Below are 14,548 nucleotides of genomic sequence, written 5' to 3' on the forward strand. Positions count from 1 at the left end.
TCCGGTGACATCAGTAAAATAAGGGTTGTTCGTTTTGTTTGTTGAGGGAGTGGTGGTTGCGTGATGGCAAAGCTCCGGCAGGACCGCGCGGTGCGGACGCGTGAGGCGATCCTGGAGGCCGCTGCGGAGGTCTTCGACGCGTGCGGCTACAGCGGGACCAGCATTCGTCTGATCATGGAGCGCGCGCAGGTGACGCAGGGGGGCATGTACTTCCACTTCAAGTCGAAGCAGGCCATCGCCGAGGCCGTGATCGCCAGCCAGCAGGAGTTCGTGCGGTTCCCGGACGGCGAGGACGGGCTGCAGCGCCTCATCGACATCACCTTCCACTTGGCCAGGGAACTGCAGACCAACACCCGCTTCCGGGCCAGTGTCCGACTGGCCGTCGACCAGGAGGAGTTCGGCAAGCGTGATGCCACTCCGTACTTCGAATGGGCGGAGCAGTTCCGGCGCCAGCTCGTCGTCGCCCGGCAGCGGGGGGAACTGCGTGACGACGTCGACGAACGGGAATTTGCCGCTGTTCTCATGGCCTCCTACTCCGGAACGCAGATCTTCTCCAACATGTCGACGGGTCGTCAGGACCTTCCGCAACGGGTCACCGCGCTGTGGCGGTATCTGCTGCCGGGCGTCGCCGACGAGTCGGTCATCGGCCGGTTGCGCATCACGCCGGCGGAGGCCGGCCCCCATGCGGCCTGAGCCGAGTGGCGTGTTGCGCGTCGTCGTGACCGGAGCGACGGGTTTCATCGGCTCCGCCGTACTGCGGGAACTGGCACGTGAACGCGACGAGTTCGGCGCCCGCTTGTGCGTTCGCCCCGGGCGTGCTCCTGGGCTTCGTCGTGAGTTCGGCGCGCAGGTGGGCCTCTGCGCCCCGTGTCAGATACTCCGTCAGGTCCACGACGTCCTCAGGGTGTAGGCCCGCGCGGACATGCCCTTCCGTGAACGCCCGGTCGACGAGCTCTGCGATGGCCGGCAGCCAGAGCAGCGTCGGCAAGTCCTTGCCCGCACGCTCCCGGGCGAGCCGGAGTGACGCCCGTTCGGTGACACCGGACTCCAGCAGCCGGACGAAGGCGGCGGTGAGTTCCACCACCACCTTCAGCGGGAGCTGCCCGGCCGAGTTGGCCTTACGTCGTCAGCCGGCCCTGGTGCAGAGCCGGTCGGCCGAACGCCGTGGTCGGCCGAACGCCGTGGTCGGTCGGCGCGTGGTCGGTCGGCGCGCGGCCGGGTGGCGCGGGGCCGGGTGGCGCGCGGCGCCCGGTCACGGGTGAAGGAGCCGGTTCAGCCGCGAGCTCATGTCCTGGATCAGCGCGGCCCGCTGCTGCACGAGGCAGAAGTGGTCGCCGGGCAGGACCCGCAGGTCGAAACCATGGGGTGCCGGCTCGGCCCGTCCCCGCACGGACGTCGCGTCCACGTCGGGATCTGCGTCACCGACGCAGGCGTATACGGGGAAGGGCAGGGGAACACCCGGCCGCGGCGCGTAGCCGGTCGCGATCGTGAAGTCGGCCAGGAGCGCCGGAAGCACCAGATCCCGCAGGTCGGGGTGTATCGGTCCCGGATCCACTCCTCGCACGCCACACACATCGACCCGTACCTGTACCGGACGGTGACCGGCAGTCAGGAGGCCGCCACCCTCCGGGTCGCCGGGGACTCCGCGACCGGCGTCTGGTTGATGACCGTTCCGGTGTCCTGCCCGTGCAGGAGACGCAGAACGACGCCGACGACGTGGATCCGACCGGCGACAGGCCGGGGGCAGCCACATCGTCGCGCACGACGGTTCCACTCCCGCCGATCTGTACTCGGCTCCGCACGCCGTCTGATCACCGACGGAAACGGCATCCCGCTCGCCGTCACTTGAGCGGTGGCAAACGCAACGGCGTCACCCGGCTGCCGCCTCTTCTCGACGCCGTGCCGCCGGTCCGTGGCCGGGTCGGCCGGCACGCCGAAGAGCATCGCCCGCTACGCGGATCGCGGCCACGAGCGCGGCTCCGGGCTGGGTGTCCACGAGTGGGTGGTCGAGCGGACCTTTGCCCGGCTGTCCGGTCGCGCGGACTGAGATTCTCGACCGGTGGTTGTGGGGCCGACACGTCTTACGTCTGATCAGTTTGTTTGCAGCAAACGGATTTCGGGTGGGAGGCGCCTCCGGTCGTCCCTCCGCTCGAGTCCTCGCGCTTCCCGTGTCTCCGAGGTGTGAAACGTGATGTCTACGCGGGAAGAATTTTTGACATGAACACTTCCCTGGGTTGGCTGCCTGCTGTACCAAATGAGGGCCAGCCTTGCCGCTCAGGAGGTCTCGTGAGACGCGTCAAATTGCCATCGACCCTTGCCGCACTGGGTCTTGCGATCGTGTTCAGCCTGATGCTGACCGGTCCCGCACACGCCGCTGGAGCGGCGTACGTTGCGCTGGGGGACTCGTACTCAGCCGGTAACGGCGCCGGGAACTACGACAGTTCGAGTGGCAGCTGCCACCGCAGTTTCAGTGCGTATCCCTACCTGTGGAAGAAAGCCCACGCCCCGTCCTCGTTCGCCGACACTTCCTGCTCCGGTGCGGTCACGACGGATGTGACGAACAATCAGCTCGGCCCCTTGAATTCCTCCACCGGGCTTGTCTCCCTCACCATCGGCGGCAATGACGCCGGCTTCGCGGACGTCATGACCACCTGCGTGACCGGCTCGGACGCCGACTGCGTCAACCGGGTGAACCAGGCCGAGAGCTACGCTCAGAACACGCTCCCCGCCCGTCTGGACGCCACCTACAACGCGATCCGGGCAAAGGCGCCCAACGCCAAGGTGGTCGTGCTGGGTTACCCGCACATGTACACCCTCAACGTCTTCTGCGTCGGTCTCAGCAACACCAAGCACACCAAGATAGACGAGGCCGCGGACGTCCTCGACAGTGTCATCGCCAACCGTGCCGCCGCGCACGGCTTCGTCTTCGGTGACGTCCGCAGCGCCTTTAAGAGCCACGAGCTGTGCTCCGGCGACGGCTGGCTGCACTCCCTCGTGATCTCCCCGAGCTGGGAGTCGTACCACCCCACCGCCACCGGTCACTCGAGCGGCTACTACCCCGTCCTCAACGCCAACAGCTGATCCTCTTTGACGGACGAGCCGACCCGGCTTGATCCTCGACTTCCACCGCCGAACGGCGGGTCGAACTTGGTCACTCGGTTCGGCGACCAGCGCATTTGGAAGCGGCCTTCGTCTGGACGTGTGCTCCGAAACCGTGAAAGGCACACGTCCAGCACGAAGGCCGTGGGGATGGGGCCGCAGCAGGACGGCGGGCCGGCCTGCGAGCGCAGGAAGCCTGACCAGGTGGTGGTGCCCCGATCGGGAGTGGGGCCGATGCCCTCCCGCTCGCGGATGTCCCAGACGGCGGAGGCGGCGATCTTGATACCGAGGGTGGCGAGTTCGTCACGCACCCGTCGGTAGCCGCCGGTGTGTCACTCCCCACCTCCTGGGGACACGGTGGGCATGACGCCTCCTGACCTTCACCGATGCCCGGCGGCGAGCCGGCACCGCGGCTCACCCTCCTTGCCGGCCGTCCTGTACGGTCACTGCCGCAAGCATCGCAGGGACTCCCCAGCCTGCTCGACCCTTGGCGGTAAGAGATGACACGTTTTCAAGACCGGGTGGCCATCGTCACCGGTGCCGGCGCCGCCGACGGGATCGGTGCTGCGGTGGCCCGCTCACTCGTCCAGGAGGGTGCCCGTGTCGTACTGGGGGCGACGTCCGAGCGGGTGCACCAGCGCGCGGCGGAACTGGGCCCGGCCGCCGTCGGCGTGGTCGCCGACCTCACCGTCGACGGGGCCGCGGACATGCTGGTGGCGACGGCTCTGGAGCGCTGGGGCCGGGTCGACGTGCTCGTGAACAACGCCGGCATGACATCCGTGGCGTCGGGGTGGGACGCCGACGACGACGTGGCCCGCCTGTCCCTGACCGACTGGGAGGCGGCCCTGGCCCGCAACCTGACGACCGCCTTCCTGATGTGCAGGGCCGTTACGCCGACGATGACGGCGGCCGGGTACGGACGCATCGTGTCGATCGGCTCCACCACCGGCACGATCAACGCGATGCCCGGCCAGGCCACGTACACGGCCGCGAAGGCGGGGTTGGTGGGGTTGTCCCGGGCTCTCGCGCTTGAGGTCGTCAAGGACGGCATCACGGTGAACGTCGTGGCCCCCGGTTATGTGGCAACCGGCTCCCAGCTGGAGTTCGAGGCGGCGGCGGCCGCGGCGGGTCCCTTCGGGCGCAGTGGCACCCCGGAGGAGATCGCGGCGTGTGTGCTGTTCCTGGCGCACGAGTCGGCGTCGTTCGTCACCGGATCGGTGCTGGTGGCCGATGGCGGGCACGGTCTTCCCGAGACCTGGCCGCGTCCCTGACGACGGCCGGGTCGGTGAGCGGGGATCCGCACTCGGCCGTCGATGCCCGTGCGGCAGGCGCCCACCTGGTGGGCGGGGACTGGGAAGGGTCCGCCTGACGTACGCGGGGATCTCGTCGTCCGTGCGCGCATGCGGCCCCGGTGCGACCTCGCGGGCCCGTCGCAAGCCGAGCGTCTTCTCCTCGTCGGTCTCCCGCACCCGCCGCCCGGTCCGCACCATGGCCCCGTGCCGGACGGTCACGCCGGGCACCGGCACCGGCACGTGGGACACGAGCGGCCGGAGGGCGGCGTGGGACCGAGCGAATGGGGGGCTGGAGCTGAGCGCCCGATCAGCGGCGGATGAGGCCGAGGTCGGTTGCGGTGGCGACGGCGGCGGTTCGCGAGTCGACGCCGAGTTTGGTGTAGATGCGGGCGAGGTGGGACTTGACGGTGCCTTCGGCGAGGTGGAGGCGGTGGCCGATGGCCTGGTTGGACAGGCCGTCGGCGACCAGGGTGAGGACTTCGGTCTCGCGCCGGGTCAGGGCGGTGCCGGGAGCGCGCAGCCGGTTCATCAGCCGGTCCGCGACGGTGGGCGCCAGGGTGGTGCGGCCCGCCGCTGCAGTGCGTACGGCGGTGGCCAGGTCCTCGGGTGGGGCGTCCTTGAGGAGATAGCCGGTGGCACCGGCCTCGATGGCGGGCAGGGTGTCGGCGTCGGAGTCGTAGGTGGTGACGATCAGCACGCGGGGGGCGCCGGGGCGGGCGGTGATCTGGGCGGTGGCTTCGGCGCCGCCCATGCCTTTGCCGAATTGCAGGTCCATGAGGACGACGTCGATGTCACCTCCGGCGGCGCGGGTGACGGCGTCCTCGGCGGTGGCGGCTTCGGCCACGACGACGAGGCCGGGTTCGGTTTCCAGCACGGCGCGCAGTCCGGCGCGTACGACGGGGTGGTCGTCGGCCAGGAGGAGCCGGATGGGGAATTCGGTCACGGGCGGGCCTCTGGCTCGGGCTCGGTGGGCGGGGTGAGGGGGAGCCGGGCGGCCAGGGCGGTGCCGTGGCCCGGGGCGGATTCGATGGTCAGGACGCCGCCGAGGGCTCGGGTGCGGGCGCGCATGGCGGCCAGCCCGAACCCGCCGCTTTCGGGGTCGGGCGCGGGCGGACGGCCGGGGGCGAAGCCGCGCCCGTTGTCGACGACGTCGAGGGCGATGTGGTCGCCGAGGTAGCTGAGGGCGACGTCGGCGGTGGTGGCGTCGGCGTGGCGGACGGTGTTGGCGAGGGCGGACTGGGCGATGCGCAGCAGAGCGACCTCGTGCGAGGTCGGCAGCGGTGCGGGGTCGCCCGTGAGGTGGAAGCGTGCGGTGAGGCGGTGGCGGGCGCTGGTGGTGGTGCACAGGCGTGCCAGTGCGTCGGCCAGGGTGCTGCCTTCCAGGGCGGGCGGGGTGAGGGCGGCGACGAAGCGGCGGGCCTCGGCGAGGTCGTCCACGGCGGCCTGGCGAGCCGCCTCCATATGACGGGCGGCGGCATCGGGCTGACCGGGAAGGCAGCGTTCGGCGGCCCGCAGCAGCAACTGGATGCTGGAGAGCCCCTGGGCGAGAGTGTCGTGGATCTCGCGGGCCAGCCGCTCGCGTTCAGCCAGCACTCCCGCGGTGTGCTGGGCGGCTGCCAGGTCCGCGCGGGTGGCGGTGAGCTCTTCGATCAGTCGCCTGCGCTGTTCGCTCTCCCGGTACAGGGCCTGGTAGCCCCACACCACCGCGACCGCGACGGCCGCGCCGAGCGCGGGACCGATCGCCATGGCGGGGCTGAAGGAGCGCTGGTGGGCGGCGAAGCCGGCGATGGCCGCCGCCGCGGTGGCGGCCACGGCAGCCGGCCCGAGGCGGCGGGACAGCACGTGAAGCTGGAGGAAGTAGAGAGGAAAGGCGACCCAGACGGCGTCGGCGGACAGGGCCAGCAGCACCAGCCAGCAGGCGCCGACGGCGGCCAGCCACCCGCCCGCGGCCCGCCGGGAGCGGCGGATGCGGGGCAGGAGCGGTCCCGCCGCGGACACCCCGGCACAGGTCGCCGCCATGGCGACGGTCAGCGCGGCGTGCGGCCGGCCGTCGGCCACGGCGCGGCCGGCGGTCAGGGCGAGCAGGGCGACGATCAGCAGGTGCAGGCACCAGGCCAGGGCCCGGGTGGTCGGGGTCAGCGTGGGGACAGCGGTGTTCACAGTGCGTTCCAGGTTACGAAACGCAGGCGCCAGGGGCCTCCATCGAAAGTTACAACCCGCGTGCCGTCCTTCGGCCCGCGAAGTGCCGCCCTGCGCCAGACGCGCATACGAGGGGGCGGCGGCGACGGTGGAGTACCACCGCTTCCCCGCTGAAAGGACAGGCAAGGGCCGTGTTCGTCGCCTGGAGAGACCTGAAGTTCGCCAAGGGGCGCTTCGCCTTGATGGGGACCGTCATCGTACTGATCACCCTGCTGGTCGGCTTGCTGTCCGGGCTCACGGCCGGACTGGGCCGGCAGAACATCTCCGCAATCACAGGGCTGCCCGCCGACAAGGTCGCCTTCCAGGCGCCCGGCGGCGGAGGGGACCTGTCGTACTCCGGCTCCACCGTCACCGAGCGGCAGTGGCAGCGGTGGTCCAAGGCGCCTGGCGTCGAGAGCGCTGAGCCGCTGGGGATCGCCACGGCCAAGGTCACCGCCGCCGGCAAGAGCGCCGCGGTCTCCGTCTTCGGCGTCGAGCCCGGCTCCCGCCTCGCCCCCGACAGCAGCGAGATCGACAGCCGGTCGGTGGTGCTGTCCACCGCGGCGGCCGACAGCCTCGGCGTGAAGACCGGTCACTTCCTCACCCTGGCCGGACAGCGGCTGGAGGTGGCCGCCGTCAAGGGCGACGCCTACTTCAGCCACACCCCGGTTGTCTGGACCAGTCTGGCCACCTGGCAGAAGACCGCGCCGCCCACCGGCAGCGGTGACGGTCCGACCGCCACCGTCATCGCCCTGAACACGACCCCGGGGGCCGACGTGGCGGCCACCGACAAGCAGGCCGGCACCAAGACCGTCACCACCGGCGACTCGCTGTCCGCCATCGGCTCCTACGCCTCCGAAAACGGTTCGCTGCAGCTGATGCGGGGCTTCCTGTTCGCCATCTCCGCACTCGTCATCGGCGCCTTCTTCACCGTGTGGACCATCCAGCGCAGCGGCGACGTGGCCGTCCTCAAGGCACTCGGTGCCTCCACCGCCGGCCTCCTCAAGGACGCCCTCGGCCAGGCCGTCGTCCTGCTCGTCGTCGGCACCCTGACCGGCACCGGTATCGCCACAGCCCTAGGAGCGATCGTGGCCGGCTCGGCCGTGCCGTTTCTCCTCACTCCCGCCACCGTCCTGCTCCCGGCCGCCGTGGTGATCCTCCTCGGCGCCCTCGGAGCCGCCCTGTCCATCCGCCGCATCACCTCCGTCGACCCGCTGATCGCCCTGGGGAGCGTCCGATGAGCCTGGCCCTGGCCGACATCACCCTCACCTACCCCGACGGCGACACCCGACTGACCGCACTCGACAAGGTCAGCCTGCGGGTCCCCGACGGCGGCGTGACCGCCGTCATCGGCCCCTCCGGCTCCGGCAAGTCCAGCCTCCTGGCCGTGGCCGCCACCCTCATCAGACCCGACTCCGGCACCGTCACCGTCGACGGCACCTCCACCACCGGCATGAGCCATGGCGAGCTGACCGAACTGCGCCGCCACAAGATCGGCATCGTCTTCCAGCAGCCCAACCTGCTGCCCTCCCTCACCGCCGTCGAACAGCTCCAGGTCATGGCCCAGATCGACGGGCGCAGCCCCGCCAAGGCCCGCGCCCGCTCCCTCGAACTCCTCGACGCCGTCGGCCTGGCCGACGAGGCCCACCGCCGGCCCCACCAGCTCTCCGGCGGCCAGCGCCAACGTGTCAACATCGCCCGCGCCCTGATGAACGAACCCACCGTCCTCCTGGTCGACGAACCGACCAGCGCCCTCGATCACGAACGCGGCGCCGCCGTCATCGACCTGATCACCCGCCTGACCCACCAGCAGGCCACCGCCACCGTCCTGGTCACTCACGACCGCACCCACCTCACAGCTGCCGACCAGATCGCCGAAGTCCACGACGGAAGGCTCGCCCTCCCGGCAGCGCCCCACCGACCTGTGGAGCAGGACGCCCCCGTCCACCGGCTTCGCTGACCCGACACTCCGCTGAGCCGTGCCCGAGCGGTGGGAGGGGCCGCGGCCCGAGGGCGGCCCTGTTGCTCACCGTGGCGCTGCAAGCGATCAACCCGGGAGACCGCGCCCAAGCCATGGCGGGCCCCGGGCCGGCGACGAGGTACTCGCCGCGGTCCGTGCCGAGTACCACCTCGACGACCGGATCTTGCGGCAATTCGCTTCCGCGGTCGGCCGGATGGCCTCCGGCGATCTCGGTACCTCGAACATCGCCCACGTTCCGGTGACCGCACTGATCGCCGCACGGGCGCCCCAGACCCTCTGGCTGGCCGGCACGGGGAGTGTTCGTCTCGGCACTGGCGGCGGCGCCGATCGGGCTGCGGGCCGGTACCGGCCGGCGGTGCCGGGCCCGGGACCTGGTCGACCGGTCGCAACGTGGTACCGGCCGCGTGGCCAGAGGTCCCCGGAGGCCCCCGGCCTGGAGTTCGCGGACATGAGCCTGGCGCTGCTGCGGGCCACCGACGGGGCCGGCCGTCCGGTGTCCGCCGGCGACCTCCGCCTGCCCGAACTCGGCCCGCTGCTGGCCGTCTACGGGGAGCGCGGCGGGCACGGCATGATCGGAGCCAGGGCGGGCTTCGAGGAGCGGCGTCTGACCGTCTCAGCCGAGTGCGGCCCGCCCACGGGAGGACGCCTCGGTCGAGGCCGGGCCGGCGCCCGGTCCTCGTCCTCGGCCCGGACTTTCAGCCCGACCTTCGCCAGAACAGGTGGTGCGCAACGCCGCTCGTGCTGGGGACGACCTCGAGATGGAACCGATCGAGCAGCTCATCGGGTGACTGCCAAAGCCGAATCCCAGAGCCGAGTTCCACCTGCGAGACCGCCACATGCATGGTGTCGACGAGGTCGGCGTCGAGGAACTGCCGGATGGTGGTGACCCCGCCGCCGAGTCGGACGTCCTTGCCCTGCGCCGCCTCCCGAGCCTGTTCGAGGACCGTGATCGGGTCGCCGTCGACGAAGTGGAATGTGGTGTCGGAGAGCGTGATCGAAGGACGCTTGTGGTGGGTCATGACGAACACCGGGGTGTGAAACGGGGGCTCGTCACCCCACCAGCCGCGCCAGTCCTGGTCATGCCAGGGCCCACGCTGGGGGCCGAACTTGTTGCGGCCCATGATCTCGGCGCCGATGTTGCGTGCGAAGTCCCGCGTGAAGTAGTCGTCGAGGCCGCGGCTCCCTCCGGGGTCGGTGCGCATGGGCCAGCTCGCCGTGGCGCCGGCCCAGGCGAACAGCCTCTCGGGATGGGCATGGCCGAAGGGACTTTCGAGGCTCTGGTGCTCACCGGCACCGATTCCGTCACTTGAGACGCTGAAGTTCATGACTCTCAGCAGCTGATCCACGTGTTTCCTCCACCAGATCCTGTCGCATCCCGGGTATGGCGATGCGCTCCACACCAGGACGTCGAACGGGCCCTGGCCGGATCGACAGCGGCCCGTAGCCCTTTTTCCCCAGGCGTGCCCGGCACGACGGGTTCAGTGCTCGCGTCGCCTGCTGCCTGATCACCTGTCGACCACTCGTCGAGCGGGTGTGCGCGCCTCCGTATGCTTCAGGCGTGGAACTGTTCCGGCCTCGCGGCCGAAATGACGGCAGACAGATGCAGAGACGCACCGTGGAGCAGGCTCTGGCCCTGTATCGAGCGGGGTGCTACGCGGAGGCGGAAGCCGAGGCCCGCGCCGTGGCTTCGGTCCGGGCCTGGCCGCGCGAGCAGGCGCCGTTGGCTTTGAGCATCGCCGCGATGGCGGCGTACGGCCAAGGCCGCCACGCCGAGGCCCTCGCCACGTACGACGAACTGCTGCCGGTCTTCGGAAGGATCTTCGGCGCGGCACATCCGCAGACCCTGGCGCTGCGCTCGAACCGCGCCCGGACGCTGTCCGCGCTCTCCCGGCACGCCGAATGCGAGGCAGAGTGTGCGGCCGTCACCCGGGCCGTGGCCCGCCGCGGAGGGTCGGTGATGCGGGACATAGCGGCGGCCAGCGACGTGTCGCGTCGGGATCACCCGAACAGGGCAGCGCAGTGCCCGCGCGCAGTTCGCTGACGTCCCGGGTCCCGGAACGCTCCCTCACGTCCCCGCGACCCACTCGCTCGTGGGTTGAAGGACGGCCTCCACCAGCGCTCGGGTCCGCAGTTCGGTGACCGTCTGGTACTCCGGATCGGCGACCATGCGGCTGAACGCCGTACGGTTCGGGTAACGGACGAGGACGACCGCGTCCCATGCCTGACCGTCCTCGGCCACCAGTGCGGTTCCGCCCGTGCCGGCGTAGACGATCTGCGCTCCGTAGCGGGGAAGGAACGTTTCCTGCAGGTGCCGCGCGTACTCCTGGTACAGAGCCCTGCCGCCCGGTGCGAAGCGCAGCAGATTCAGCATGACCACGGGGCCGCCCGGGTCCTCGGCCAGCATCGACTTCAGATCGCCGCCAGTGGGATCGGTCGCCATGGAAGACTCCTTCACGGATGAGTGGATGCCGTTGGCGCCGGCCCGCCGGGCGGGCCGACTCGGCATACCGATCAGTATGTCCCCACCGGCGGGACCTCGTGCCACCAGGATCCGCGAAACCGCAGTCGGGGGCTTCAAAAAACGCGCTCCAGGGCACCCCGGCACGCTGTACCGGCTGGGTGGAGGGAAGCGACGCAGGAAGCAACGGCATGTCTTCGACGAAGTCTTCACCCTGGAGACGGCTGTCGCATCCTTCGTCTTCGTGGCAGTCCTCGCGCTGCTGACCATCGCCGTCGTCCGGCGCCGGGCCGGAACCGGCAGGCAGCCGTCCCAGCGGGCCGAACGCGACCGGCTGGAGTCCTCCTACCTCGGCGCCCTCGCCGCCATCGCCGTCTTCCTCGTCGTCTGCACCGCCCTGGCCAACCACCGTGAGCACCGGACGGAGGCAGACCGGCCGACCGCCCGCGTCGACGTGACCGGGTTCCCGTGGTGCTGGAAGTTCAGCTGCCCGGGCGCAGCGGCGCGGCGCACCGTCTCGGTGCAGGGCGTCGGGCGGGGCTCCGGCGTGGCAGGTGCGCGGAGTTCTGCGGTCAGAGCCACAAACCGATGGACTTCTGGGGCAGGACCGTGCCGCCCGAGGAGTACCGCACCTGGCTGAAGTCGCAGGCGGCGGGTACCGCCACCGGAGCCGCGGCATGACCACCGATCAGCAGGCATCGACCCCGGCCCCGGGCACGTCCGAGCCTGCGGCCGGCTGACCTCCTTCACCTCGACCGGCCACAAGCGCATAGGGCTGCTGATCACCGGGACCTCCCTGGTGCTCATGTCCTTGGCCGGGGTCGGAGTGCTCGCCCTGCTGATGCGCAGCCGGCCGGCCCTGCCCGACGGGACGTTCCTCGACGCACACACGTACAACCAGTTGTTCACCATGCACGGCTCGGGCACCATCTACACGGTGACGACGCCGTTCGCCCTCGGCCTCGGCGTCTACCTCGTCCCGCTGCAGATCGGCGCGCCGGGCCTTGCCATGCCGCGCACCACTCTGCTGGGCTACTGGCTCTACGTGGGCGGCGCCGGCACCGGCTGAGCGATCCGGCGCGCTCGGTGTACCTCTACCTGTCGATGCTCCTGCTGGACCTGCCCGCGGTGGTCCCGGTGGCGCTGGGGCACACGGCAGGGGGACCGGCCACATGTACCAACGGCCGGGCTTGTACAGGGGCAGGGGAGTGTCCCGGTCGACCAGGGCGATGCGCTCCTCGTCCGCCAGGGGCTCATGGCCCCTGGCGGACGCGCCGTCGGCGGACAGCCGTACCTCCTCGGTGGGCTCTCCGGCCACCAGAGGCGCACGGTCCTTGGCCTGCAGGCCGAGACACAGCCGGCTTCGGGCGCGGTGCGCACGTCGGGTCACCCGGCATCTGCTCCTCCGGTTCCGGCGGCTGGTCTCACCCGGCAGGGCCGTCCGGTCCCAGACCTGGTCAACCGGAGTGGGAGACGGGCACGCCGGCGGTTTATGCGACACGGCCAGGGGTCACCCAGTGCACATGCCAGAGGTACCCATCCGAGGGAGCAGGTCATGACACTGGTGGCCGACTGTGTACTGCAACGCCTGCGGGAGCGGGGGATCGAGCGGGTCTACGGCTGTCCCGGCGACGGGACCAACGGGCTGCTCGGCGCCTTCGACCGGGCGCACCCCGGGCAGGCACGGCATGTGACCGACCGGGCCTTCAAGACGGCTCTCTCCACGCGCGGCGTCGCAACGGTCGTCATCCCGGAGGACGTCCAGGAGGAGAAGGCCCGGCCGTCTTTGCCCAAGACGCACGGCTCGGTCTTCTCCAGCGTCGGCTGGAGCCGCCCCCGTCTGCTGCCGGACCCGGCCGAACTGCGCAGGGCGGCGGATGTCCTCAGCGCCGGCACCAAGGTCGCCGTGATCGTCGGCCAGGGTGCCGCGCACGCGGAGAGCGAACTCGCCGAGACGGCGGAGCCGCTGGGGGCCGGTGTGGCCAAGGCGCTGCTCGGCCGCATCCACTGCGACAAGCCGAAGAAGGTCGGCGAGGCGCGGGAGGATGCGCTCGCCAACGACAAGCCGGTGGTGCTGGAGTTCGAGGTGGACCAGGAGATCGCTCCGGTGCCGCCGCACATCACGCTTGCGCAGGGGAAGAAGGCCGCCAAGGCGGCCGTGCGGGACCCGGAGGGGATGGGCATCGCCGCCAAGGGCGTACGGCACAAGCCCACCGAGGTCGCCGAGCACCTGTCGGGCCGGCGTTCGTGAGCGGGAACAGGGGCTGCGCCGGACCGGAGCTGGAGGAGTGCCGGATCGACTCGGTGGACGTGCACGCCTTCGAGGTGCCGACCGACGGCCCGGAGGGCATGGAGCAGGACGGGACTCTGGAGTGGGACTCCACCACCATGGTTCTGGTGCGGGTGCACGCCGGCGGTCGCACCGGGCTCGGTTACACCTACGGAGATGTGTCGGTCGCCTCGTTCACCGAGTCCAAGCTCGTGGACGTCGTACGGGGACAGAACCTCACCTCTCCGCCGGCCCTTTGGCACCTGATGGGACGACAGATCCGCAACGCCGGCCGCCCCGGCGTCGGCGCCATGGCGGTCTCCGCGGTGGACGTGGCGCTGTGGGATCTCAAGGCGAGGCTTCTGGACCTGCCGCTGATCCACCTGCTCCCGGCCTGGCACGACAGGGTGCCGGCGTACGGCAGCGGCGGCTTCACGAACTACCCGCTGGACCGCCTCACCGACCAGCTCAGCGGCTGGGTGGAGCAGGGGATCCCGCGCGTCAAGCTCAAGACCTCCAGAGCCCCGGAGGGCGACCTGCAGCGCCTTGCGGCCGTGCGCAAGGCCGTCGGCGACGAGACGGAGATCTTCACCGACGCCAACGGGGCACTGGGCCGCAAACAGGCGCTGTACTGGGCCCGTCGGTTCCACGAGGAGTGGGACGTGCGGTGGTTCGAAGAGCCTGTCAGCTCCGCCGACCTGGAGGGTCTGCGCATGCTGTGCGAGCGCGGCCCCGAGCGGCTGGAGATCGCGGCCGGTGAGTACGCGTACACCACACAGGACTTCGCCAACCTCGTCGAGGGCCCCGCGGTCGACTGCCTCCAGGCCGACGTCACCCGTTGCGGCGGAATCACCGGCGTACTGGAGGCGGCCGGTCTGGCGTCGGCTCACCACCTTGACCTGTCCGCGCACTGCGCCCCGGCGGTCTCGTCCCACGCCTTCTGCGCCGTGCGCCGGCTGCGGCACCTGGAGCACTTCCACGACCATGTGCGGCTCGAGCGCATCCTGTTCGACGGCGCGCCGTCACCCGACGGCGGTGCCCTGCGCCCCGACCCGGGCAGGCACGGCCTCGGCCTGGAGATCAAGTGGCCCGACGCCGAACGCTACCGCGTGTACGGAAGCCGGACCGCCTGACCAGGCTCGCACAGGGGAGTGAAGACCGATGGCGAAGCCGGCCCGCCCAACGACCCGCAAGATCCCGGCCAAGACCCACCGCGGTGACCAGCCTCAACCGCAGGCACCTCAGCTACGAGCAGAGCCAGATCCGGCCCC

15 protein-coding genes and 2 pseudogenes are annotated in these 14,548 nt (G+C 70.8%); 11 read left to right on the plus strand and 6 right to left on the minus strand.

Features of this window, described 5'->3' with window-relative positions:
* The first annotated feature begins 63 nt into the window (after positions 1 to 63).
* A complete protein-coding gene (locus ACFSL4_RS04300; protein ID WP_381078905.1) occupies positions 64 to 693 on the plus strand; it encodes a ScbR family autoregulator-binding transcription factor in 630 nt (209 codons plus the stop codon).
* On the opposite strand, the gene ACFSL4_RS04305 is transcribed toward ACFSL4_RS04300, so the two are convergent.
* Both ACFSL4_RS04305 and ACFSL4_RS04310 read right to left on the minus strand, forming a co-directional pair.
* The gene (locus ACFSL4_RS04305; protein WP_381078674.1) at positions 659 to 1,081 is read right to left on the minus strand and encodes a hypothetical protein; all 423 of its coding nucleotides are present in this window, start codon (positions 1,079 to 1,081) and stop codon (positions 659 to 661) included. The genes ACFSL4_RS04300 and ACFSL4_RS04305 overlap by 35 nt on opposite strands.
* A 171-nt stretch (positions 1,082 to 1,252) precedes the next feature.
* Complete coding sequence (locus ACFSL4_RS04310; protein WP_381078676.1) at positions 1,253 to 1,555, minus strand: thioesterase II family protein; 303 nt, start codon at positions 1,553 to 1,555, stop codon at positions 1,253 to 1,255.
* Between the two features lie 237 nt (positions 1,556 to 1,792).
* On the opposite strand from ACFSL4_RS04310, the pseudogene ACFSL4_RS04315 reads away from it, so the two are divergent.
* The 3 genes and pseudogenes from ACFSL4_RS04315 to ACFSL4_RS04325 form a co-directional block, all read left to right on the plus strand.
* Positions 1,793 to 1,970 (plus strand): annotated as a pseudogene (locus tag ACFSL4_RS04315) (IS5/IS1182 family transposase); the annotation flags it as partial.
* A gap of 379 nt (positions 1,971 to 2,349) precedes the next feature.
* A complete protein-coding gene (locus ACFSL4_RS04320) occupies positions 2,350 to 3,081 on the plus strand; it encodes an SGNH/GDSL hydrolase family protein (protein WP_381078907.1) in 732 nt (243 codons plus the stop codon).
* Positions 3,082 to 3,599: 518 nt separating this feature from the next.
* Positions 3,600 to 4,370 (plus strand): SDR family NAD(P)-dependent oxidoreductase, encoded by a 771-nt coding sequence (locus ACFSL4_RS04325; protein ID WP_381078678.1) that lies wholly within the window; start codon positions 3,600 to 3,602, stop codon positions 4,368 to 4,370.
* Positions 4,371 to 4,698: 328 nt separating this feature from the next.
* On the opposite strand, the gene ACFSL4_RS04330 is transcribed toward ACFSL4_RS04325, so the two are convergent.
* Positions 4,699 to 5,334, minus strand: a complete 636-nt coding sequence (locus tag ACFSL4_RS04330; protein WP_381078680.1) for a response regulator — start codon at positions 5,332 to 5,334, stop codon at positions 4,699 to 4,701.
* Entirely contained in the window at positions 5,331 to 6,551 is a 1,221-nt protein-coding gene (locus ACFSL4_RS04335) for a sensor histidine kinase (RefSeq protein WP_381078682.1), read from the minus strand. The genes ACFSL4_RS04330 and ACFSL4_RS04335 overlap by 4 nt, the downstream gene beginning before the upstream one ends.
* A gap of 170 nt (positions 6,552 to 6,721) precedes the next feature.
* Here ACFSL4_RS04335 and ACFSL4_RS04340 point away from each other — a divergent pair, with 170 nt between their 5' ends.
* Together ACFSL4_RS04340 and ACFSL4_RS04345 are read left to right on the plus strand one after the other, a co-directional pair.
* Positions 6,722 to 7,810: an ABC transporter permease gene (locus ACFSL4_RS04340; protein ID WP_381078684.1), complete on the plus strand. Its 1,089-nt coding sequence runs from the start codon at positions 6,722 to 6,724 to the stop codon at positions 7,808 to 7,810.
* Complete coding sequence (locus tag ACFSL4_RS04345; RefSeq protein WP_381078686.1) at positions 7,807 to 8,529, plus strand: ABC transporter ATP-binding protein; 723 nt, start codon at positions 7,807 to 7,809, stop codon at positions 8,527 to 8,529. The genes ACFSL4_RS04340 and ACFSL4_RS04345 overlap by 4 nt, the downstream gene beginning before the upstream one ends.
* Positions 8,530 to 9,245: 716 nt before the next feature.
* Here ACFSL4_RS04345 and ACFSL4_RS04350 read toward each other — a convergent pair.
* Complete coding sequence (locus ACFSL4_RS04350) at positions 9,246 to 9,896, minus strand: dihydrofolate reductase family protein (protein ID WP_381078688.1); 651 nt, start codon at positions 9,894 to 9,896, stop codon at positions 9,246 to 9,248.
* Positions 9,897 to 10,150: 254 nt separating this feature from the next.
* Between ACFSL4_RS04350 and ACFSL4_RS04355 the strand changes: the two genes are divergently transcribed.
* On the plus strand, positions 10,151 to 10,591 hold the full coding sequence (locus ACFSL4_RS04355; protein ID WP_381078690.1) for a tetratricopeptide repeat protein: 441 nt from the start codon (positions 10,151 to 10,153) through the stop codon (positions 10,589 to 10,591).
* A gap of 24 nt (positions 10,592 to 10,615) precedes the next feature.
* Here ACFSL4_RS04355 and ACFSL4_RS04360 read toward each other — a convergent pair whose 3' ends face one another.
* Positions 10,616 to 10,990, minus strand: coding sequence for a DUF1330 domain-containing protein (locus ACFSL4_RS04360; RefSeq protein ID WP_381078692.1), 375 nt, complete (start codon positions 10,988 to 10,990; stop codon positions 10,616 to 10,618).
* A 262-nt stretch (positions 10,991 to 11,252) separates the two neighbouring features.
* On the opposite strand from ACFSL4_RS04360, the gene ACFSL4_RS04365 reads away from it, so the two are divergent.
* From ACFSL4_RS04365 to ACFSL4_RS04380, 4 genes and pseudogenes are all read left to right on the plus strand, one after another.
* A complete protein-coding gene (locus tag ACFSL4_RS04365) occupies positions 11,253 to 11,648 on the plus strand; it encodes a cytochrome c oxidase subunit II (RefSeq protein WP_381078694.1) in 396 nt (131 codons plus the stop codon).
* A gap of 141 nt (positions 11,649 to 11,789) precedes the next feature.
* A complete protein-coding gene (locus ACFSL4_RS04370; protein WP_381078909.1) occupies positions 11,790 to 12,077 on the plus strand; it encodes a cbb3-type cytochrome c oxidase subunit I in 288 nt (95 codons plus the stop codon).
* A 486-nt stretch (positions 12,078 to 12,563) separates the two neighbouring features.
* Positions 12,564 to 13,010, plus strand: a pseudogene (locus ACFSL4_RS04375) (hypothetical protein); the annotation flags it as partial.
* A gap of 245 nt (positions 13,011 to 13,255) precedes the next feature.
* Positions 13,256 to 14,410, plus strand: a complete 1,155-nt coding sequence (locus tag ACFSL4_RS04380; RefSeq protein ID WP_381078696.1) for an enolase C-terminal domain-like protein — start codon at positions 13,256 to 13,258, stop codon at positions 14,408 to 14,410.
* Positions 14,411 to 14,548 lie beyond the last annotated feature (138 nt).

The sequence above is a fragment of the Streptomyces caeni genome (assembly GCF_042678285.1).
Taxonomy (GTDB): Bacteria; Actinomycetota; Actinomycetes; order Streptomycetales; family Streptomycetaceae; genus Streptomyces; species Streptomyces caeni.